General features: G+C 67.6%; 24 protein-coding genes. All 24 read left to right on the top strand.

Going from position 1 to position 21,125, the window contains the following annotated elements; all coding sequences use genetic code 11:
* Positions 1-10: 10 nt before the first annotated feature.
* A complete protein-coding gene (locus AC1DQP_RS03960; RefSeq protein ID WP_478051135.1) occupies positions 11-1,177 on the top strand; it encodes a flagellin in 1,167 nt (388 codons plus the stop codon).
* Positions 1,178-1,248: 71 nt separating this feature from the next.
* A complete protein-coding gene (locus AC1DQP_RS03955; RefSeq protein ID WP_478051133.1) occupies positions 1,249-2,409 on the top strand; it encodes a flagellin in 1,161 nt (386 codons plus the stop codon).
* A 448-nt stretch (positions 2,410-2,857) separates the two neighbouring features.
* Entirely contained in the window at positions 2,858-4,240 is a 1,383-nt protein-coding gene (gene fliD, locus AC1DQP_RS03950; RefSeq protein WP_256776979.1) for a flagellar filament capping protein FliD, read from the top strand.
* Positions 4,241-4,385: 145 nt separating this feature from the next.
* The gene (gene fliS, locus AC1DQP_RS03945) at positions 4,386-4,802 is read left to right on the top strand and encodes a flagellar export chaperone FliS (RefSeq protein ID WP_256776978.1); all 417 of its coding nucleotides are present in this window, start codon (positions 4,386-4,388) and stop codon (positions 4,800-4,802) included.
* A complete protein-coding gene (locus AC1DQP_RS03940; RefSeq protein WP_457319361.1) occupies positions 4,802-5,107 on the top strand; it encodes a hypothetical protein in 306 nt (101 codons plus the stop codon). Before fliS ends, AC1DQP_RS03940 begins: the two co-directional genes overlap by 1 nt.
* Positions 5,104-5,703, top strand: coding sequence for a PilZ domain-containing protein (locus tag AC1DQP_RS03935; protein ID WP_256776976.1), 600 nt, complete (start codon positions 5,104-5,106; stop codon positions 5,701-5,703). The genes AC1DQP_RS03940 and AC1DQP_RS03935 overlap by 4 nt, the downstream gene beginning before the upstream one ends.
* Positions 5,704-5,822: 119 nt before the next feature.
* Positions 5,823-6,455 carry a response regulator gene (locus AC1DQP_RS03930; protein WP_256776975.1) on the top strand — a complete coding sequence of 211 codons (633 nt, stop codon included), beginning with the start codon at positions 5,823-5,825 and terminating at the stop codon, positions 6,453-6,455.
* Between the two features lie 275 nt (positions 6,456-6,730).
* Entirely contained in the window at positions 6,731-8,140 is a 1,410-nt protein-coding gene (gene rpoN / locus AC1DQP_RS03925; RefSeq protein ID WP_457319360.1) for an RNA polymerase factor sigma-54, read from the top strand.
* Between the two features lie 14 nt (positions 8,141-8,154).
* On the top strand, positions 8,155-8,532 hold the full coding sequence (locus AC1DQP_RS03920; protein ID WP_256776973.1) for a response regulator: 378 nt from the start codon (positions 8,155-8,157) through the stop codon (positions 8,530-8,532).
* Positions 8,529-10,025: a sigma-54 dependent transcriptional regulator gene (locus AC1DQP_RS03915; protein ID WP_256776972.1), complete on the top strand. Its 1,497-nt coding sequence runs from the start codon at positions 8,529-8,531 to the stop codon at positions 10,023-10,025. Before AC1DQP_RS03920 ends, AC1DQP_RS03915 begins: the two co-directional genes overlap by 4 nt.
* A 159-nt stretch (positions 10,026-10,184) precedes the next feature.
* Positions 10,185-10,607: a hypothetical protein gene (locus AC1DQP_RS03910; protein WP_457319358.1), complete on the top strand. Its 423-nt coding sequence runs from the start codon at positions 10,185-10,187 to the stop codon at positions 10,605-10,607.
* Between the two features lie 322 nt (positions 10,608-10,929).
* Positions 10,930-11,292, top strand: coding sequence for a flagellar hook-basal body complex protein FliE (gene fliE / locus AC1DQP_RS03905; RefSeq protein WP_457319357.1), 363 nt, complete (start codon positions 10,930-10,932; stop codon positions 11,290-11,292).
* 12 nt (positions 11,293-11,304) lie between these two features.
* Positions 11,305-12,948: a flagellar basal-body MS-ring/collar protein FliF gene (fliF, locus tag AC1DQP_RS03900; protein ID WP_256776969.1), complete on the top strand. Its 1,644-nt coding sequence runs from the start codon at positions 11,305-11,307 to the stop codon at positions 12,946-12,948.
* A 16-nt stretch (positions 12,949-12,964) separates the two neighbouring features.
* The gene (fliG, locus tag AC1DQP_RS03895) at positions 12,965-13,951 is read left to right on the top strand and encodes a flagellar motor switch protein FliG (RefSeq protein ID WP_478051134.1); all 987 of its coding nucleotides are present in this window, start codon (positions 12,965-12,967) and stop codon (positions 13,949-13,951) included.
* Positions 13,948-14,583 (top strand): FliH/SctL family protein, encoded by a 636-nt coding sequence (locus AC1DQP_RS03890; RefSeq protein ID WP_256776968.1) that lies wholly within the window; start codon positions 13,948-13,950, stop codon positions 14,581-14,583. Before fliG ends, AC1DQP_RS03890 begins: the two co-directional genes overlap by 4 nt.
* Positions 14,580-15,962 carry a FliI/YscN family ATPase gene (locus AC1DQP_RS03885; protein ID WP_457318579.1) on the top strand — a complete coding sequence of 461 codons (1,383 nt, stop codon included), beginning with the start codon at positions 14,580-14,582 and terminating at the stop codon, positions 15,960-15,962. The genes AC1DQP_RS03890 and AC1DQP_RS03885 overlap by 4 nt, the downstream gene beginning before the upstream one ends.
* Before the next feature lie 3 nt (positions 15,963-15,965).
* On the top strand, positions 15,966-16,430 hold the full coding sequence (gene fliJ, locus AC1DQP_RS03880; protein WP_256776966.1) for a flagellar export protein FliJ: 465 nt from the start codon (positions 15,966-15,968) through the stop codon (positions 16,428-16,430).
* A complete protein-coding gene (locus AC1DQP_RS03875; RefSeq protein WP_457318580.1) occupies positions 16,430-17,575 on the top strand; it encodes a flagellar hook-length control protein FliK in 1,146 nt (381 codons plus the stop codon). Before fliJ ends, AC1DQP_RS03875 begins: the two co-directional genes overlap by 1 nt.
* A 297-nt stretch (positions 17,576-17,872) precedes the next feature.
* Positions 17,873-18,406: a flagellar basal body-associated FliL family protein gene (locus tag AC1DQP_RS03870; protein WP_256776964.1), complete on the top strand. Its 534-nt coding sequence runs from the start codon at positions 17,873-17,875 to the stop codon at positions 18,404-18,406.
* A gap of 9 nt (positions 18,407-18,415) precedes the next feature.
* Positions 18,416-19,423: a flagellar motor switch protein FliM gene (fliM, locus tag AC1DQP_RS03865; RefSeq protein ID WP_478051132.1), complete on the top strand. Its 1,008-nt coding sequence runs from the start codon at positions 18,416-18,418 to the stop codon at positions 19,421-19,423.
* Complete coding sequence (gene fliN, locus AC1DQP_RS03860; protein WP_256776962.1) at positions 19,420-19,758, top strand: flagellar motor switch protein FliN; 339 nt, start codon at positions 19,420-19,422, stop codon at positions 19,756-19,758. Before fliM ends, fliN begins: the two co-directional genes overlap by 4 nt.
* Complete coding sequence (fliO, locus tag AC1DQP_RS03855) at positions 19,755-20,156, top strand: flagellar biosynthetic protein FliO (protein WP_457318581.1); 402 nt, start codon at positions 19,755-19,757, stop codon at positions 20,154-20,156. Before fliN ends, fliO begins: the two co-directional genes overlap by 4 nt.
* A gap of 2 nt (positions 20,157-20,158) precedes the next feature.
* Positions 20,159-20,944, top strand: coding sequence for a flagellar type III secretion system pore protein FliP (gene fliP, locus AC1DQP_RS03850; protein WP_478051131.1), 786 nt, complete (start codon positions 20,159-20,161; stop codon positions 20,942-20,944).
* 1 nt (position 20,945) lies between these two features.
* The coding region (locus AC1DQP_RS03845; protein WP_478051130.1) for a flagellar biosynthetic protein FliQ at positions 20,946-21,125 on the top strand (180 nt) is incomplete at its 3' end.

The following is a 21,125-nucleotide window of genomic DNA, read 5'->3' as shown; positions in this document are numbered from 1 at the left end:
GAGACGACCCATGGMACAGGTAATCAACACCAATACGATGTCGCTCAACGCTCAGCGCAACCTGAGCACCAGCGGCAGCTCGCTCGCTACCACCATCCAGCGCCTGTCGTCGGGCCTGCGCATCAACAGCGCGAAAGACGACGCCGCCGGCCTGGCTATTAGCGAGCGCTTCGGCACCCAGATCCGCGGCACCGACGTGGCCATCCGCAATGCCAACGATGGCATCTCGCTGGCCCAGGTCGCCGAAGGCTCCCTCAGTGAAATCGGCAACAACCTGCAGCGCGTCCGCGAACTGGCCGTACAGGCCTCCAACGCGACCAACTCCGCCAGCGACCGCAAGGCCCTGCAGGCCGAAGTCACCCAGCTGGTCAGCGAAATCGACCGCGTCGCCAAGCAGTCCGACTTCAACGGCACCAAGCTGCTGGACGGCAGCTTCACCAGCCAGCTGTTCCAGGTCGGCGCCAATGCCGGCCAGGCGATTGCCATCAACAGCGTCGTCGATGCCAAGGCCAGCTCGCTGGGCAACGCCAAGTTTGCCGCCCCCGTCGACAGCACCGGCGACATCGCCACCATCACCGACCTGACCGGCGTCACCATCAACGGCGCCACCATCGGCACCATCACCGGCAAGACCACCGCCGAGTTTGCCGCCTCCGCCGCCGCCCAGATCAACAGCAGGATCGGCGAAGCCGGTGTCTACGCCGAAGTGGTCACCACCGCCGGCACCCCGGACACCCAGCGCCTGAAGCTGACCTCGGTCCAGGCCGACCGCGACCTGGTCATCACCGGCGCCACCCAGCTCAGCCTGGCCGACTCCACCGTCGCCGCCCCCAGCTCGGTTGCCGCCACGGCCACCTCCAGCTTCGTGCAGGACCTGGACGTCTCGTCCTACGTCGGCGCGCAGAAGGCGCTGGAAATCGTCGACAAGGCGTTGGAGTCGGTCAACAGCGTGCGCGCCGACCTCGGCGCCATCCAGAACCGCTTCACCTCCGTGGTGGCCAATCTGCAGACCTCCTCGGAAAACCTGTCGGCATCGCGCAGCCGCATCCGTGATACCGATTTCGCCAAGGAAACGGCGGAACTCACCCGTACCCAGATCCTGCAACAGGCCGGCACCGCGATGCTGGCCCAGGCCAACCAGGTTCCACAGAACGTGCTCAGCCTGTTGCAGCGCTGACATGAGCCGCTCCTGAAGCACGTCAGGAGCGTCTAACCCATCGTACGTGCACTGCTCAAGGACCTCTCCTCATGGCACAAGTCATCAACACCAACACGATGTCGTTGAATGCTCAGCGCAACCTGAGCACCAGCGGCAGCTCCCTGGCCACCACCATCCAGCGCCTGTCCTCGGGCTCGCGCATCAACAGCGCCAAGGACGATGCGGCCGGTCTGGCCATCTCCGAGCGCTTCGGCACCCAGATCCGCGGTACCGACGTGGCCATCCGCAACGCCAACGAYGGCATCTCGCTGGCCCAGGTCGCCGAAGGTTCGCTGACTGAAATCGGCAACAACCTGCAGCGCGTCCGTGAACTGTCGGTGCAGGCCTCCAACGCCACCAACTCCGCCAGCGACCGCAAGGCCCTGCAGGCCGAAGTCACCCAGCTGGTCAGCGAAATCGACCGCGTCGCCAAGCAGTCCGACTTCAACGGCACCAAGCTGCTGGACGGCTCGTTCTCCAGCCAGCTGTTCCAGGTKGGCGCCAACGCCGGCCAGGCCATCGCCATCGACAAGGTCGTGGATGCCAAGGCCGACGCCCTGGGCGGCGCGCAGTTCGTCACCGCCACCGCCGCTGCCCCGACGGTCGCCGCCGACGGCACCTCGACGGTCGCCGCCTTCAGCCTGACCAGCGCGTCGGGCACGGTGTCCTTCGCCGAGCTGAAGCTGACCGAGACCACCACCGCCAAGGCGGGCCAGTCGCTGGCCGCGCACATCAACGCCAAGATCGGTGAAACCGGTATCTACGCCGAAGCCGATGCCACCACCGGCGCCCTGACTCTGACCTCGGTCAAGGACAGCGTCGACAAGGACGGTGCCGTGGTGCAGCTGAGCGGCACCGACATCACGCTGGCCGGCAACGCCGCGGTTCCGACCAAGCAGTTCGCCGACAAGATCGACGTGTCGACCGTGAAGGGTGCCCAGCAGGCGCTGGAAATCGTTGACAAGGCGCTGAGCTCGATCAACAACACCCGCGCCGACCTCGGTGCGATCCAGAACCGCTTCACCTCGGTCGTTGCCAACCTGCAGACCTCCTCGGAAAACCTGTCCGCGTCGCGTAGCCGCATCAAGGACACCGATTTCGCCAAGGAAACCGCAGAGCTGACCCGCACCCAGATCCTGCAGCAGGCCGGTACGGCCATGCTGGCCCAGGCCAACCAGGTGCCGCAGAACGTGCTCAGCCTGCTGCGCTGATCCACGCGTCCACGCCGCCGGCCAAGGCCGGCGGCGCGGGCAAACCCCGAAAAGACAGCCAACTGTCGCGCAGGAACGGGCCATGGCCATGGGCCGGACTCTCTCCCGGTCGCCACATCCACCGTGGCCATGGCCCGCCCCTGCGGCCCAACCGTTATCAGCGCTGTTTGTTTGACTGAACTCCCCGGGTGGCTTCGTCTCCCCCCGCTTTTCAGTAGCCTGAGCCCTCCTCTACTTTGGAGGAGGGTTTTTTACAGACCCCTGGCCGGACCTGCACTGCGTCCCGCCCCTATGCCCCTGCAAAGCGCGTGCCATTCCTCCGCGCCACGCCACTGGCACAACTCCTGCATCAACGTGGTTCTAAAGACCTGGCGGCTACGGCCGCTACCTTCGTTGACAGCACGGCCACGCGGCAACGCCGCGGCGGCACACAGACAGGAGATACAACGTGGCTGACTTTGGTTACGGCGGCATCGGTTCCGGACTGGATATTTCCGGCATGGTCGCCAGCCTGGTGGCGGCAGACCGCAAACCTTCGGACAACGCACTCAACCTGCAGCAGTCCAAAGCCAAGATGCAGCTGTCGGCGGTGGGCACGGTCAAGTCCGCGTTCGACCTGCTGAGCACCTCGCTGAAGGCGCTGAAGGCCTCCACTGCGTTCGACGCCCGCCTGGTCAGTGCGACCAAGGAAGGTACCGACGATATCTTGACAGTCAGCAGCACCAATTCGGCCGCCACCGGCAACCATGTCATCCAGGTCGACCAGCTGGCCACGGCGAACAAGTGGATCGCCGATACGGCGGTGTCCAAGACCAAGACCTTCGGCGCCGGCACCCTGTCGCTGGAGGTGGGCGTCGGCGACAAGAAGAAGACGCTGGAGATCCAGGTCGAAGCCGATGACACCCTGTCTTCGATCCGTACCAAGATCGAGAAGGCCGGCCGCAGCCTGGGCGTGCAGTCGACCCTGATCGCCTCTGGCGACAACCAGTTCCTGTCGTTGTCGCAGGAGAAATCCGGCACCGCCAATGCGATCAAGCTCAGCGCCGGGTCCGGCAACGCCGAGCTGACCGCGCTGGCCAACAGCCTGACCGAACGCACCCCGGCCGCCGACGCCAAGCTCACCATCGACGGGGTGGAGGTGGTGTCCAGCGAGAACACCGTCGCCGACGTGGTGCCCGGCCTGACCCTGAACCTGAAGAAGCCGGGCAAGAGTACCGTTACCGTCAGCACCGACGTGGCGGCCGCGCGCAAGGTGATGCAGGACTTCGTCACCGCCTACAACGGCGCGATCAGYGCAATCAGCACCGCCACCAAATACGACATCGAGAACAAGGAGCCCTCCTCGCTCACCGGCGATGCGCAGATGCGCGGGGCCTCCAGCCAGCTGCGCGCGATGATGGGCGGCGTGCTCAAGGACCTGGCCGCCGTTGGCCTGGACCCCAAAACGCTGGGCCTGCAGACCCGCGCCTATCCCAATGCCGATGGCAGTCTGGTGCTGGATGCCACCAAGTTCGAGGCGGCGCTGGTCAACCAGGCCGGTGCGGTGCGCCAGGCGCTCACCGGTGATGATGGCGCGGCCACCAAACTGTTCAACATGGTCGACGGCTACGTCAGCACCACGGTAGGCAAGGAAGGCGCCTTTGTTTCGCGCACCAAGAGCATCAACGCCACCCTGACCGACATCGACAAGCGCCGCAAGGCACTGGACGTGCGCATGGCCGGCGTGGAGGAACGCTATAAAAAGCAGTTCCTGGCACTGGATGCGTTGATGGGCAAGCTGAGCCAGACCACCTCCTCGCTCACCTCCCAGCTCAGTCAGCTGGCCCGCTGATCGACACGGCCGCCTGCTCAAGTAAATCGCACACGCGGCCGATACTGGTACCAACGCAGCAGCCATTGCAGCAGCCAACGCAGGCTCCACCCCGGTGCCGCAGACCCCGCAAGGCACGCGGCCCCGCACGAAGGAGACATGATTGATGTACGGTTCAAACCGTCAATTCACCGAGCAGTACCGCAAAGTCGGCGTGCAGAGCTCGATCGTCGACGCCGACCCGCACAAGCTGGTGGCGTTGCTGCTGGCCGGTGCGCTGGAACGCGTGCGGCTGGCGCAGGCCTGCCTGGAACGTGGCGATCAGGCGCGCAAAGGCAAGGCGATCGGCGAGGTGTGCGCGATCGTCGGCCACCTCAACGGCTCGCTCGACCATGAAGCCGGCGGCGAAATCGCCGGCAATCTGTCGGCCCTGTACGATTACGTCATGCAGCGCCTGACCGAAGCCAACCTGCACAACGACCCGGAGGCCCTGCGCGAGTCGCTGGAGCTGCTGGGCGAGATCGACGCGGCGTGGAATGCGATCCCGCGCGACCAGCGCGCGCCCGCGCAGGCCGCCGTGTAATGGCCACCGCGCCCACCCTGGCCGACCTCAACACCGCCATGGACACGCTGGAAGCCGCCCTGCTGGCCGGTGACCACGAGGGTGCCGGCGCCTGCCTGGACACCCTGCACGCCGACCAGACCCATCTGTTGGCGCAGCCCGGCGGACTGGATGACGTCGCCGGCCTGCGCGCACTGGAAAGCCGCCAGCAGCGCGTCATGGTGATGATCATGAGCCAGCGCGACGAGGCTGCCGGCCACGTGCGCAAGGGCGCTGCGGCCAACCGCGCCGCGCATGCCTACCTCACCGCGGAATCCCTGTCATGAACGAGCCGCGTCCCAGCGCCATCCATCATCCGGCCGAAAGCGAGCTGTTCGATGAAACGCTGAGCTGCGAGGTCGCCTTGCCGGCCGAGTTCCGCCTGGGCAGCGCGGTGGTGCGCCCGGGCAGCGCCGAGACCCTGCTGCGCAGCGTCGCCCTGGTGGAAGATTCGCGCGGCGATGACGGCCACGACGAGCGCGGCGAAGCGACCGCGCAACTGCAGCGCCTGGAAGCCAAGCTGGACCTGACCATGGTCCTGCTCGGGCGGCTGGTGCGACAGACCGCGCAGGACCTGGACCTGCGCCCGCTGCGCTGGTCACGGCGCGGCATCCGCCTGGAACAGGGCATGCGTACCGGCGCGGCGGCCGGCAGCCTGGGCGTGATCCGGCTGCAGCCCTGCGATTGGTTGCCCGACCATATCGACCTGCCGGTGTCGGTGCTGGCCGAAGCGGCCACCGGTGCCGGCGCGCACTTCCTGTGGTTGCGCTTCGAGCCGATGAGCGATGCGCTGGAGATGGCACTGGAACGGCACCTGTTCCGCCTGCACCGCCGCCAGATCGCGCAGGCGCGGCTGGCCGACCGCCGTCCGCTGGACCCCTGAGCGACGTTTTGACGGTTTGCCGGCCAACGGCCGCCACTACCGTGACGGGATCGGCTTGGCGGTAGGCCGCCACTCCGTTAAGGTGGTCACCCCGCCTTAACATCTGCCGAAGCCTGCCTGTGCGCGTTCTCATCGTCGACGATCACACCCTGGTCCGCGCCGGCCTCAGCCGCCTGCTCCAGGGCTTTGCCGACGTGGACGTCGCCGCCGAAGCCAGCAACGCCGAACAGGCGCTGCAGCTGGCCATCCAGCACAGCCCGGATGTGATCCTGATGGATCTGTCCCTGCCCGGCCGTACCGGCCTGGAAGCCCTGAGCGACATCCTGCTGCGCGCGCCCGGCACCCGGGTGGTGATGATGACCATGCATGACGATGCGGTGCACGTGCGCGATGCACTGGACCGTGGCGCGGTCGGCTTCGTGGTCAAGGATGCCGCGCCGCAGGAGCTGGAGCTGGCCCTGCGCGCCGCGCATGCCGGCCAGGTGTTCCTGAGCCCGCAGATCTCGGCCAAGATGCTGGCGCCGATGCTGGGCAAGGAAAAACCGGTGGGCGTGGCGGCGCTGTCGCCGCGCCAGCGCGAGATCCTGCGCCAGATCGGCCGGGGCGAGAGCAACAAGGAAATCGCCGCGGACCTGGGCATCAGCGTCAAGACGGTGGAGACCCACCGCGCGCGCATGATGGAGTCGCTCGGCTGCCGCCGCGCCAACGATCTGCTGCTGCTCGCCGCGCGCCACCAGCACGAACTGGAGTGAGGCGCCAGGTAGTGGGCGTCGGTTCCCCGGCACGCTGAAGGCTTCAGACTTGGCAGCGTCGGGATTTTGAACAGGCCCCAGCCGCCTTGGCGACGGAAACACAAGGGTTTCCGCCGCAGGCAGCGTCAAAAGTCCGAGGCGTTGTAGTGGTTTTCCTGACAAGGTGTCAGGAAACCAACGACACCACTCAGGAACCCCCTGATTACGGTGTCGGGATATCACAAGCAAGATGCGTTCCATAACGCACCGGGGAGTCGGTGCGACGGGGAAAACGCATGAAGCCGACGATGTCGACCCAGCTGGGTCAGCAGCTCCACCTCACGCCGCAACTGCTGCAGTCCATCCGACTGCTGCAGCTGGACGGCATGCAACTGGAGCTGGAGATCCGCCGCGCACTGGAAACCAACCCGCTGCTGGAACTGGAGGAGGCGCCCGACGCCCCGGCCGATGACACCGCCGAAACCACCACCGTGCAGGAAGTGGCCGCCTTCGACGAGCTGCCGGAAAGCGCGATGTGGGACGTGCCCGGCGCCAGCTGGCAGGACGGGGACGACGACCGCATGCAGCGCATTGCCGCCGACGAATCCAGTGACCCCCAACTGCGCGCCCTGCAGCGCCTGTCGCTGGAGCTGGATGCGCGCGAACTGGGCGTGGCCAGCTTCTGGCTGGAGCACTGCGACGACGCCGGCTACCTGGACGCGCCGCTGGCGCAGCTGCAACTGCTGGCCAGCGCCCACTGCGACGTGGATGCCGCCGGTGTCGAAGCCGTGCGCCAGCAGATCCTGCACGGCGAGCCGGCCGGGCTGGCCGCGTGCGACCTGCATGAATGCCTGAGCGTGCAGCTGCGCGCCCTGCCCGGCCGCGTGCCGGCCCGCCACCTGGCCCAGCGCGTGCTGGATCAGGGCCTGGCCAGCCTGGCTGCGCACGACTACGTTGCCCTGGCCCGCGAACTGGATGCCGAAGTTGCCGACATCCATGAAGCGGTGCGGCTGATCCTGTCGCTGCAGCCGCGCCCCGGCGACAGCCTGCGCCCGGACGACACCGGCGTGGTCATCCCCGATGTGATCGCCTGGCATGCCGACAACCAGTGGCGCGTGGCGCTCAACCCGGCCACCAGCCGTCGCCTCAGCATCAACCCCGGTTACGAAAGCGCCCTGGCCGAGGCCGGCGATGCCGCCCAGCCGCTGCGTGACATGCTGCAGGAGGCGCGCTGGCTCACCCGCGGCCTGTCGATGCGCTATGACACCCTGCTGCGCACCACGCGGGTGATCATCGAACGCCAGGCCGGGTTCCTGACCCGCGGCGAAGAGGCGATGGCACCGCTGACCCTGAAGGAAGTGGCCGATGCGATCGGCATGCACGAGTCCACCGTCTCGCGCATCACCACCGGCAAGTACCTGCAGACCCCGCGCGGCACCCTGGAACTGAAGCACTTCTTCGCCGTGCGCCTGGAAGGTGCCAGCGTCTCCGGGCAGGCGGTCAAGGCCATGGTGCGCCGCCTGATCGATGCCGAGCCGTCCGCTCGCCCGCTGGCCGACGAAGCCATCGCCGGCCTGCTGTCCCGCCAGGGCGTCAACATCGCGCGCCGCACCGTTGCAAAATACCGCGAACAACTGGACATCGCTCCGGCTCGCGAACGCCGTCGGATCAATGCCCGCACCCCGCAACTGGCCCGGGTGGGCTGAAGGAAATGGAAGACATGAACAAGCTCACCGTCCTGCTGGTCGATGACCACGAAGGCTTCATCAACGCGGCGATGCGCCACTTCCGCAAGGTCGAGTGGCTGGACGTGATCGGCAGCGCCGCCAACGGGCTTGAAGCCATCGAGCGTTCCGAATCGCTGCGCCCGCAGGTGGTGCTGATGGACCTGGCCATGCCGGAGATGGGCGGCCTGCAGGCCACCCGCCTGATCAARTCGCAGGACGACGCGCCGTACATCGTCATCGCCAGCCACTTCGACGATGTCGAACACCGCGAGCATGCCCTGCGTGCCGGCGCCGACAACTTCGTCAGCAAGCTGTCCTACATCCAGGAAGTCATGCCGATCCTGGAAGGCCTGAAGGGGAATGGATCATGAGTGAGTCGCGCATCCTGGTGCTGGATAACGACGCCGTGCGCGCCGAGCGCACCGTCGCCCTGCTCGAATTCATGGATTTCAACCCGCGCTGGGTGGCCGACGCGGCCGACATCGACACGGCCCGTCACCGCCCCAACGACTGGGTGGCAGTGATCATCGGCAGCCTGGACCCGGGCGCGGGCAGCGATGCGCTGTTTGCCTGGGCCGGCAAGGGCGCGCTGCCGCCGCCGGTGATGCTGATCGACGGCGATGCCGCCCGCTTTGCCCAGCAGCACGGCCTGCACGAAGCCAACGTGTGGCCGCTGGAGGCACCGCTGCGCCACGCGCAGATGGAGGCCCTGCTGCGCCGCGCCAGCCTCAAGCGCCTGGATGCCGAGCACCAGGCCGGTGCCGTGCAGGAAACCGGCCCCACCGGCGACGGCGCGGCGGTGAGCGCCTTGCGCCTGATGATCGAACAGGTCGCCGCATTCGACACCACCGTGCTGGTGCTGGGCGAATCGGGCACCGGCAAGGAAGTGGTGTCGCGCTCGATCCACCAGCGCTCGCCGCGTCGCGATGGCCCGTTCGTGGCGATCAACTGCGGCGCGATCCCGGCCGAGCTGCTGGAGAGCGAGCTGTTCGGTCACGAAAAGGGTGCTTTCACCGGTGCGCTCAGCGCCCGCAAGGGCCGCTTCGAGATGGCCGAAGGCGGCACTCTGCTGCTGGATGAAATCGGCGACATGAGCCTGCCGATGCAGGTCAAGCTGCTGCGCGTGCTGCAGGAGCGCAGCTTCGAGCGCGTGGGCGGCAACCAGACCATCCGCTGCAACGTGCGGGTGATCGCCGCGACCCACCGCGACCTGGAGTCGCGCATTGCCGACGGCAAGTTCCGCGAGGATCTGTTCTATCGCCTCAACGTCTTCCCCATCGACGTGCCGGCGCTGCGCGAGCGCAGCGAAGACCTGCCGGCACTGGTGACCACCATCGCCGCGCAGCTGGCACGCACCGGTCGCGGCGAAGTGCGCTTCACCGCCGAAGCGCTGCAGGCGCTGGCCACGTACGAATGGCCGGGCAACGTGCGTGAGCTGACCAACCTGGTCGAGCGCCTGGCCGTGCTGCATCCAAGCGGCAACGTGCGCGTGCAGGACCTGCCGGCGCGCTATCGCGGTGATTTCACCGCCGCCGCGCCGGTGGTCGTGGCCGCCCCGGCACCGGTGGCTGACGAGCGTCTGGACCTGCGCAGTTTCTCCTTCCACACCCCGGCCCCGGGCGTGGCTGCTTCGCTGGAAAACGGCATCGGCCCGGTCACCCGCGCCGCCGGCCTGCCCGATGCCGGCCTGGACCTGCGCAACCACATGGCCAACATCGAGCTGACGCTGATCAACGAGGCCCTCGAGCGTACCCAGGGCGTGGTCGCCCACGCCGCCCAGCTGCTCGGCCTGCGCCGCACCACCCTGGTGGAGAAGCTGCGCAAGTACGGCATCGAACGCGACCAGACCGAACTGGCCGGTTGAGCCCACCGCACGCTGGAATGACACAGAAGCCCGGGCCTGTCCCGGGCTTTGTCGTTGTGGCGTTCGCGGCAACGGCCGGCAGACAGATTGCAACGTTTCCTACAGACCCGCGCCATGCACTGACTAGCATCAAAGGCACATCCCCTTGGAGGTCATCCGATGCGCCTGTTCCCCGTGTTGCTCTTGCTGGCCCTGCTGCCCACCACCTCCCTGGCCACCCCGGCCTGCACCTTGCCGACCACGCTCGACGCGCGCCAGTTCATCAATGTCAGCGATCCGCTCTATCGCCCCGACAACCCCAACGCCGGGCGGATGGTGCAGGTGAATTTCGCGGACGACCAGTACGTGCTGGAAATTCTGGGCACCCCGATCCAGGTGCAGGGCACCTATCGCTACCAGCGCCACGCCCCGCACCTCGGTGAAATCCGCATGCGCGAAGCGTTCCCGGGCGGTGCGGCCGCCTACACCCTGCTGCTGACCTGCCTGACCGACAGCGAGGGCATGTTCGTCTTCACCCAGCACGCCGGTCCCATCGCCCCGGCCCGCCGCCAGAACAGCGGCCGCTGGACGCTGACGCCCTAGGAAGAGCAGCCACCCATGGGGTGGCTCTACCCCGATACCGCCCCGCGGGTAGCCGCACCACCGGCACACCCCCGGTAGAGCCACCCCACGGGTGGCTGCACGTCCCCCCGCCGGTTTTCCGACGCCGGCTCCCCGACACGCGCGCCGCGTCAAACCGCCGCAGCAACATTCCGTCGCGCGCCGCGACCGGCCGCCCATTCGCCGTCGCCGCGTGAAGGCGCAAGCCCTTGTGCCACCAACAAAACTGAACCGGTAAACGGTTTCGGCACGGCACTTGCAACGTATTCACTCGAAACCCCATCCCAGCTTCGGAACGTTCCAGATGTCGCACTCCGTCACCTCCGTCCTTTCCCAGATCCGCACCCTCCAGACCCAGATGGGGCAGTCCGCCGTCAGCCCGCTGACCGAGGCGCCGAAGAGCAATGCCATTCAGGGCCTGGTCTCCCCGCAGAACGTCCAGGGCCCGAGCTTCACCGACACCCTGCGTGGCGCCATCGCCGGCGTCAACGAAGCGCAACAGAAATCCGGCGCCCTCGCCAAGGCCTTCGAACTGGGTGAACCCGGTGCGGACCTGGCCAAGGTCATGGTCGCCTCGCAGCAGTCCCAGATCGCCTTCCGCGCCACCGTGGAAGTCCGTAACCGTCTCGTCCAGGCTTACCAGGACGTGATGAACATGCCGCTGTAAGGATAGAAACGCATGGCCCTGTCGCTCTCCAAAGAATCCCTGAACACCGAAAAGGCTGGGCAGTGGTTCGACCGGCTGCAAAGCCTGCAGATCACCCGTCGGCTCGGACTGATGGCGATGATCGCCGTGGCCGTGGCGGCAGGCCTGTTCGTGTTCTTCTGGTCGCAGAAGCCGGGCATGGTGCCGCTCTACACCGGCCTGGACCAGAAGGCCACCGCCGAGGCCACCGACCTGCTGCGCACCGCGCAGATTCCGTTCGAACTGGACCCGGCCACCGGTGGCATCACCGTGCCGGAAAAGAACCTGCACGATGCGCGCCTCAAGCTGGCCGGTTCGGGCCTGACCGACAGTGGCCGGCTCGGCTTTGAGCTGATGGAGCGCGATCCGGGCTTCGGCGTCAGCCAGTTCATGGAAAACGCGCGCTACCAGCATTCGTTGGAAACCGAGCTGTCGCGCACCATCAACACCCTGCGCCCGGTGCGTGATTCGCGCGTGCACCTGGCCATTCCCAAGCCCAGCGCCTTCACCCGCCAGCGTGATGTCGCCAGCGCCTCGGTGGTGCTGGAACTGCGCGGCGGCCAGCAGCTGGAACGCGGCCAGATCGATGCGATCGTGCACATGGTGGCCGCCAGCATCCCCGACCTCACCCCCGAGCGGGTGACCGTGGTGGACCAGAGCGGGCGCATGCTCAGCGTGTCCGATCCGAACAGCGAAGCGGCGTTGAACGCGGCGCAGTTCGAACAGGTGCGCCGCCAGGAAACCTCCTTCAACCAGCGCATCCGCGAACTGCTCGAACCCATGACCGGTCCCGGCCGGGTCAATCCGGAAGTCAGCGTGGACATGGACTTCTCGGTGATCGAGGAAGCCCGTGAGCTGTACAACGGCGAGCCGCAGAAGCTGCGCAGCGAGCAGATGAGCGAGAACAGCAGCAGCACCCCCGGTCCGCAGGGCGTTCCCGGTGCGGCCAGCAATACCCCGCCCGGCCCGGCCGCCGCCCCGGCCACGGCTGCGGCACCGACCGAAACCTCGAAGAACGCCACCCGCAACTACGAACTGGACCGCACCCTGCAGCACACCCGCCAACCGGCCGGCCGCATCAAGCGTGTGTCGGTGGCGGTACTGGTGGACAACGTGCCGCGTGCCGGTGCCAACGGCAAGATGGCCGACCAGGCCCTGTCGGCGGCCGAACTCACCCGCGTGGAAGCACTGGTGAAACAGGCGGTCGGCTTCGATGCCGAGCGTGGCGATACCGTGTCGGTGATGAACGCGCCGTTCGTGCGCGAAGTGACCCCGGTCGAAGGGCCGAAGTGGTGGGAACTGCCGCAGGTGCAGGACGGCCTGAGGCTGCTGCTCGGTGCGATCGTGGTGCTTGCCCTGGTGTTCGGCGTGCTGCGCCCGGCACTGCGCTCGATCACCGGCCAGCCCAAGAAGGCCGGCGATGACAGCCTGGAACCGCACCGCGCCGACGTGCAGCTGGTCGATGACGGCGAAGGCCTGCCCGCACTGGGCAGCGAACGCCTGAGCGCGGCCGGACATGAAACCCTGGCACTGCCGGTGGACTCCTACGAGGAACGACTGCGCATGGCGCGTGAAGCTGTAAAGACCGATTCCAAGCGCGTGGCCCAGGTGGTCAAGGGCTGGGTGGCCAATGACTGACGCCGGCACCGCCCCCCTGTCCGGCGTCCAGCGCGCCGCCGTCCTGCTGCTCTCGCTGGGTGAACTGGACGCGGCTGAAGTGCTGCGCCACATGGAGCCCAAGGAGGTGCAGAAGATCGGCATCGCCATGGCCACCATGACCGACATCACCCGTGTCCAGGTCGAAGGCGTGATGGACCAGTTCAACAGTKAACTGGGCTCCAAGACCTCGCTGGGCGTGGGCTCGGACGACTACATCCGCAACATGCTGATCCAGGCCCTGGGCAGCGAGAAGGCCGGCAACCTGATCGACCGCATCCTGCTTGGCCGCAACACCACCGGCCTGGACGCGTTGAAGTGGATGGACCCGCGTGCGGTGGCCGACCTGGTCCGCAACGAGCATCCGCAGATCATCGCCATCGTGATGGCCCACCTGGAAACCGACCAGGCCGCCGATGCGCTCAAGCTGCTGCCCGAACGCACCCGCGTGGACGTGCTGCTGCGCATTGCCACGCTGGACGGCATCCCGCCGAATGCGTTGAATGAACTGAACGAAATTATGGAGCGCCAGTTCGCCGGCAACCAGAACCTGAAGTCGTCCAACATCGGCGGCGTGCAGTGCGCGGCCAACATCCTGAACTTCATGGACAGCGGCCAGGACCAGGCCATCCTGGGCGAGATCGCGCGCATCGACGCCCCGCTCAGCGGACGCATCCAGGACCTGATGTTCGTGTTCGACGATCTGGTCGACCTGGACGATCGCGAACTGCAGCTGGTGCTGCGCGAAGTCAGCGGCGAACGCCTGGGCCTGGCCCTGCGCGGTGCCGACATCAAGGTGCGCGACAAGATCACCCGCAACATGTCCCAGCGCGCCGCCGAAATCCTGCTCGAAGACATGGAAGCACGCGGTCCGGTGCGCCTGTCGGATGTGGAAGTGGCGCAGCGTGAGATCCTGGCCATCGTCAAGCGCATGGCCGATGAAGGCACGGTCACCATCGGTGGCAACGCGGAGGCGATGCTGTGAACAACGCCGTGCGCTGGCTTGCCCCGGACCTGCTGGCGGTGCCCGAACCGCCGCAGGACGAGCAGTTCGAACTCACCGGGCCCGATCTGGAGCACGAACCCGAACCGTTGCTGCAGCTGCCCACCCTGGAAGAAATTCAGGCAATCCAGGACAACGCGGAAAAGGATGGCTTCGAGCAGGGGCACGCCGATGGCCTGGCCCAGGGCCAGGCCGAAGTGCGTCGCCTGATCGCGCAGATCGAAGGCATCCTGGACAACTTCAGCCGGCCGCTGGTGCGGCTGGAGAACGAAGTGGTGGCCGCGCTCGGCGAACTGGCCGTGCGCATCGCCGGCACCCTGGTCGGCCGCGCCTACGAGGCCGATCCGGCGCTGCTGGCGCAGCTGGTCAATGAAGCGGTGGACGCCGTGGGCGGTGCCAACCGCGAGGTCGAGGTGCGCCTGCACCCGGACGACATCGCCGCACTCGCCCCGCTGCTGCAGCTGTCACCGACCCAACGCCTGACCGCCGACCTCAGCCTCAGCCGTGGCGACCTGCGCGTGCATGCCGAGGCCGTGCGTCTTGATGGCACCCTCGAAGCGCGCCTGCGTGGTGCGCTCGATGCGGTGCTGCGCAAATCCGGAGCCAGCACATGAACACCGAACCCCTGCCCGCCCCCGCCGCCGAGTGGGCCGCCGCGCGCAACCTGCGTCTGGCCGCGCGCCTGGACAGCATCAAGCCCGATGGCAACCACGGCCGTGGCCTGATCCGCGAAGGCGTGCTGCGCCGCGCGGTCGGCCTGACGTTGGAAGCGGTCGGTTGCGAATCGCCACTGGGCGCCAGCTGCAAGGTTGAAGTTGCCGATGGCGGCTGGGTGGATGCCGAAGTGGTCGGCTTTGCCGGCGAACGCACCTATCTGATGCCCAGCGCCGAACTGCACGGCCTGCTGCCCAACGCCCGCGTCGTGCCGGCACTGGGCCGCGGTGGCGTGGAAGTCGGTGAAGGCCTGCTGGGCCGGGTCATCGACAGCGACGGCGTACCGCTGGACGGCAAGGGCCCGATCCGCGCCGAAGCCACGGTCGGCATGGCGGGCGTGTCGATCAATCCGCTCGCGCGTGAGCCGATCACCCAGCCGCTGGATGTGGGCGTGCGCGCGATCAACGCGCTGCTGCCGATCGGGCGCGGCCAGCGCGTGGGCCTGTTTGCCGGCTCCGGCGTGGGCAAATCGACCCTGCTGGGGATGATGACCCGGTATACCGCCGCCGATGTGATCGTAGTCGGGCTGATCGGCGAACGTGGCCGCGAAGTCCGCGACTTCGTCGAGAGCACGCTCGGCGAGGAAGGCCTGCGTCGCGCGGTGGTGGTGGCCAGCCCGGCCGACCGCCCGCCATTGGCGCGCCTGCATGGCGCCTACCGCGCCACAGCCATTGCCGAGTGGTTCCGCGACCAGGGCCTCAACGTGCTGCTGTTGATGGATTCGCTGACCCGTTTTGCCCAGGCCCAGCGTGAGATCGGCCTGTCGGTCGGCGAGCCGCCGACCACCCGCGGCTACCCGCCGTCGGTGTTCGCCAAGCTGCCGGCCCTGGTCGAACGCGCCGGCAACGGCGCCAAGGGCCGCGGCTCGATCACCGCCTTCTACACCGTGCTGACCGAAGGCGACGATCCGCAGGATCCGATCGCCGATGCCGCTCGCGCCATCCTCGATGGCCACATCCTGCTCTCGCGCCGGGTCGCCGACAGTGGCCTGTACCCGGCCATCGACGTGGAATCCTCGGTGAGCCGGGTGGTCACCGAAATCGCCGACGAACCGTGGCGCCTGCGCATCCGCAAGCTCAAGCGGCTGGTGTCGGCCTACTCGTCCAACCGCGACCTCATCGCGATCGGCGCCTACCAGCGCGGCAATGACCCGGCCACCGACGAAGCGTTGGAGCGCTGGTCGGACATCGTTGAATTCCTCAGCCAGGACGTCGCCAAGGCCGCCGACCTGCCGCACAGCCAGGCCGCGCTCAAGCGCCTGGTGGAACCAGAGGCATAACCCATGATCCAGTCCAAGCGCATCGATCCCCTGCTCAAGCGGGCCCAGGACCACGAAGACGAAGTGGCACGCGACCTGGCCGAACGCCAGCGCACGCTGGACACCCATCTGTCACGGCTGGATGAGCTGCGCCGGTACGCCGAGGAATACGCCAATGCGCAGATGGCCGCGACCAGTCCGGCGCAGCTGCTCAACCGGCGGGCCTTCCTGGACCGCCTGGACAGCGCGGTGGCCCAGCAAAGCCAGACCGTGGACAGCAACCGCGAGAAGGTTGAAGCCGAGCGCGCCCGCTTGATCCTGGCCAGCCGCGACAAGGCCGTGCTGGAACAGCTGGCGGCCAGCTACCGCGCGCAGGAAAAAGTGGTGACCGACCGCCGCGACCAGCGCGACATGGACGACATCGGCGCACGCCGGAGCCGCCAGGCCCAGCGCGAAGATGCCGACAACGAGACCGGAGGCACGCCGTGATGCCGCCCGCACTGCTGGGCAGCGGCGCTGCCACCGGCACCCCCAAGACCGCCGCCAACAGCCCGCGCAACGACACTGCTGGCGGCGACCGCCGGGACTTTGACGCGATGCTCAAGGGCGATGCCAACACGCCGAAGCCGTCGGATCCAACCGCCAGCAAGCCGGCCAAGCCAGAGGCGAGCGGCAAGCCGACGCCCGACGCGGACGCGGCCAAACCGGGTGATCCGGGCAAGCGCCCGGTTAGCGAGGACAGCGGCGAATCCGCTAGCGAGGTCGCTGCTGCTACGCCTGCCACCCCGGCCAAGCCGGGCGAGGACACCGCCGAAGACACCGATGCCGCGCCCTGGCCGCCGTTGGGCCTGGCCGGCCTGGCCCTGATCGGGCTGGAACCGGCCGCAGCGCCCGCGCCACCGCCGCCCGCGGCAGCAACCGGCACAGCCACCGATCCGCTGTTGGCCGCGGCCCTGCCTGCGACCGCCGCGGCGGCACCCGCGCTTCCCGCCACGGGCGCCGCCGGCACCGCCGCCACTACCGCACCGGCCGCTGCGATCGTGCTGCCGACCGATGCCGGGGTGACCGACGACAGCCAGCTGCTCAAGGCCGTCACCGATGCCATCGCCGGCAACGACGGCGGCGATGCGCCGGCCACGCCACTGCTGCACGCCCTGCATGCCGCCGCAGAACTCAAGGGCACTGCGGTCAGCGCCGCCTTCACCGGCAGCCCGACCGCCACCCCCGATGTGGGCGCCGATGACTTCGGCGACGCCATGAGCGCGCGGGTCGGCTGGCTGGCCGACCAGAAGATCGGGCATGCGGTGATCCGCGTCACCCCGCACGACCTGGGCCAGGTGGAAGTGCGCCTGCAGATCGACGGCGACAAGGTCCACGCCAGTTTCAGCAGCGCCCATGCCGAGGTCCGGCACGCGCTGGAAACCAGCCTGCCACGCCTGCGGGAAATGCTCGGCGAGCAAGGCTTCCAGCTGGGCAACGCCGATGTCGGCCACCAGCACACGGCACAGGATGGCAAGGCGGGGGGAGACAGCACCGGCCACGGCGGTGGTGACGGGGAACCGGCGTTGGCCGATATCACCGTGTCCCCCGCGCAGTTGATGCGCCAGCGCGGCCTGGTCGACGCCTACGCCTAAGCGCCCCAGGTAGTGCCGGCCGCTGGCCGGCTCCCCGCAATGCCGGACGGGCTCGACACAGCCGGTAGTGCCGGCCGCTGGCCGGCTCCCCGCAATGCCAGACGGGGTAGATAAGGCCTCACCCACGCATGGCGTGGCTCTACCCGTAGCCGGGCGGACCGGTAGAGCCACGCCATGCGTGGCTGCCTTTCGTTCCGACCACGCCATGCGCGCAACACCGCGCACCCGCCAGAAACCCGACGCGCCCCGCCTCCGGCATTCAGGCACGCCCTTTGCATGTAGCCAGGAAGCAATCCAATGGAGCTTCCCCTCGTGGCCGCAGCCGCCGACAAAACCAAGAAATCCGCCGACAAGGACAAGGCCGCCAAGCCGCGCAGTCCGTTGTTGATCACTGCCCTGGTGGCCGTGCTGGCTGCCGGTGCCGCCGGTGGCGGTGCGTGGTATTTCGCCACGTCTTCCCAGCACGACACGAAGACAGCCAAGCCCGCCGCCACCAAGGCCGTGCCGGCCCCGGCGCAGTACTTCGGCCTGGAGCCGCCGTTCGTGGTCAACCTCAACAGCAGCTTCGACGGCCCGCGCTACCTGCAGGTCGAAGTGCAGCTGATGACCCGCGACCCTGCCGCACTGGAGGCGATCAAGCTGCATGCCCCGGCCATCCGCGCCAAGCTGCTGATGCTGTTCTCGCAGGTCGAGCCGACCCAGATCGCCGATCGTGCCGGCAAGGAACGCCTGCAGGCCGACTCGCTGGCCGAAGTGCAGAAGCTGCTCAAGGCCGAAACCGGCACCAAGGGCGCCGACGAACTGCTTTTCACCAGCTTCGTCACCCAGTAAGGGCACACCATGAATGACCTGCTTTCCCAGGACGAGATCGATGCGCTGTTGCATGGCGTGGATTCGGGTGCGGTCGAAACCGATGTGGATGCCCCCACCCCCGGCGAGGCGCGCAATTACGATTTCGCCAGCCAGGACCGCATCATCCGTGGGCGCATGCCGACCCTGGAGATGGTCAACGAGCGCTTCGCGCGTTTGTGGCGGATTGGCCTGTTCAACCTGATCCGGCGCTCGGCCGAGCTGTCGGTGCGCGRCATCGAGCTGATCAAGTTCAACGACTACATGCACTCGCTGTACGTGCCGACCAACCTCAATCTGATCCGCTTCAAGCCGCTGCGCGGCACCGGGCTGATCGTGTTCGAACCCACGCTGGTGTTCGCCATCGTCGACAACTTCTTCGGCGGCGACGGACGCTATCCGACCCGCATCGAAGGCCGCGAATTCACCGCGACCGAAATGCGCGTCATCCACCTGCTGCTCAAGCAGACCTTCGCCGACCTGCAGGAAGCCTGGGCGCCGGTGATGGACGTGGAACTGGAGTACATCAACTCCGAGATCAACCCGCACTTCGCCAACATCGTCACCCCGCGCGAGTACGTGGTGGTGTGCCGCCTGCACGTCGAACTCGACGGCGGTGGCGGCGACATCCACGTCACCCTGCCCTACTCGATGCTCGAGCCGATCCGCGAGCTGCTCGATGCCGGCATCCAGAGCGACCGAAACGACCGCGATGCCAGCTGGGGCGTGATGCTGCGCGAACAGCTCAACGTCGCCGAAGTCACCCTGTCCAGCGTGCTGGCCACCAAACGCATGAGCCTGCGTGAGCTGACCCGGTTGAAGATCGGCGACGTACTTCCGATCGAGCTGCCCAAACAGGTGCCGGTGTGTGTGGAGAACGTCCCGGTGTTCACCGGTGAGTTCGGCGTCGCCAACGGTTTCAACGCGGTGAAGATCACCGCCACCCATCCGCCGGGCACCCGCCCGCGTGCTCCCGTACTGCAGGAAGACCCGCAATGAACGATATCGACACCAACGAACCGGCACCGGCGCAGTTCACCCAGCTGCAATCCGACGACACCTCGATCGGCGACGAGCTCAACCTGGATGTGATCCTGGACGTGCCGGTGACGCTGTCGCTGGAAGTGGGCCGCGCGCGCCTGCCGATCCGCAACCTGCTGCAGCTCAACCAGGGCTCGGTGGTGGAACTGGAACGCGGCGCGGGCGAATCGCTGGACGTGTTCGTCAATGGCACCCTGATCGCGCATGGCGAAGTGGTGGTCATCAACGATCGCTTCGGCGTGCGTCTCACCGATGTGGTCAGCCCCAGCGAACGGATCCGGAGACTGCGTTGATCGCATCGCTGCTCATCGCCGCCGGCACGCCGGCAGCCAAGGTCGGCCAGCACGCGGCCGCCGCACCGAGCATGTTCGGTGCGGTGCTGGCGCTGCTGGCGGTGCTGGCCTTGATCGTCGGCCTGGGCTGGCTGCTCAAGCGCATGCCCGGCAGCGGCTTCCGCCCGGCCGAGGGCCTGCGCGTGGTGGCCAGCCTCAACGTGGGCGCCAAGGAGCGCGTGGTGGTGGTGGAGGTCAACGGTGAGCAGCTGCTGCTGGGCGTCACCGCCGGTGGCATCAACACCCTGCACCACCTGCCCGAAGCGCTGCCGACGCCGGTCCCGGCACGCCTGCCCGACTTCAAAAGCCTCCCGAATTTCGCCCAGCTGCTGCAACAGCGGCTGCGCAAGGAACCCTGATCATGCGTGGCCCGAACGCCTCCTGGACCCGTTACCTGCCGTTGCTGCTGACCCTGCTGCTGTGCGCGCTGCCCGCGCTGGCGATGGCCGCCCCCGGCCTGCCCGGCACCCCGTCGCTGCCGGACGTGAATGTCGGCAAGATCGGCGGCCAGGCGGTCAGCCTGCCGCTGCAGACCCTGCTGCTGATGACCGCGATCACCCTGATCCCGTCGATGCTGCTGGTGCTGACCGCCTTCACCCGCATCATCATCGTGCTGGGCCTGCTGCGCCAGGCGCTGGGCACCGGCCAGACCCCCTCCAACCAAGTGCTGCTGGGCCTGGCCCTGTTCCTCACCGCGATGGTGATGCTGCCGGTCTGGCAGAAGGCCTGGGGCAGCGGCATGGCGCCCTACCTCAACGGCGAGATCGACTTCCAGACCGCCTGGACACTGACCACCRCGCCGCTGCGTGCCTTCATGCTGGCGCAGATCCGCGAGACCGACCTGATGACCTTTGCCGGCATGGCCGGGCACGGCACCTACTCCGGCCCGGACGCGATTCCGTTCCCGGTGCTGGTGGCCTCCTTCGTCACCAGCGAGCTGAAGACCGCGTTTGAAATCGGCTTCCTGATCTTCATTCCGTTCGTGATCATCGACCTGGTCGTGGCCAGCGTGCTGATGTCGATGGGCATGATGATGCTGTCGCCGATGCTGGTCTCGGCACCGTTCAAGATCCTGCTGTTCGTGCTGGTCGATGGCTGGGTGCTGGTGGTCGGAACCCTGGCGGCCAGCTTCAACGCGGTGCAGTGACATGACGCCCGAACTTGCCCTGACCGAACTGCGTGGTGGCCTGATCGTGGTGCTGTGGGTGGCCGGGCCGCTGCTGCTCACCGTGCTGATCGTCGGCGTGGTGGTCGGCGTGGTGCAGGCCGCCACCCAGCTCAACGAGCCGACCATTGCCTTCGTCGCCAAGGCCGCCGCACTCACCGCG

The organism is Stenotrophomonas sp. P5_A8 (assembly GCF_056400545.1).
Note: the sequence above shows the minus strand (reverse complement) of the source record. Positions and strands in the feature narration are given on the sequence as shown.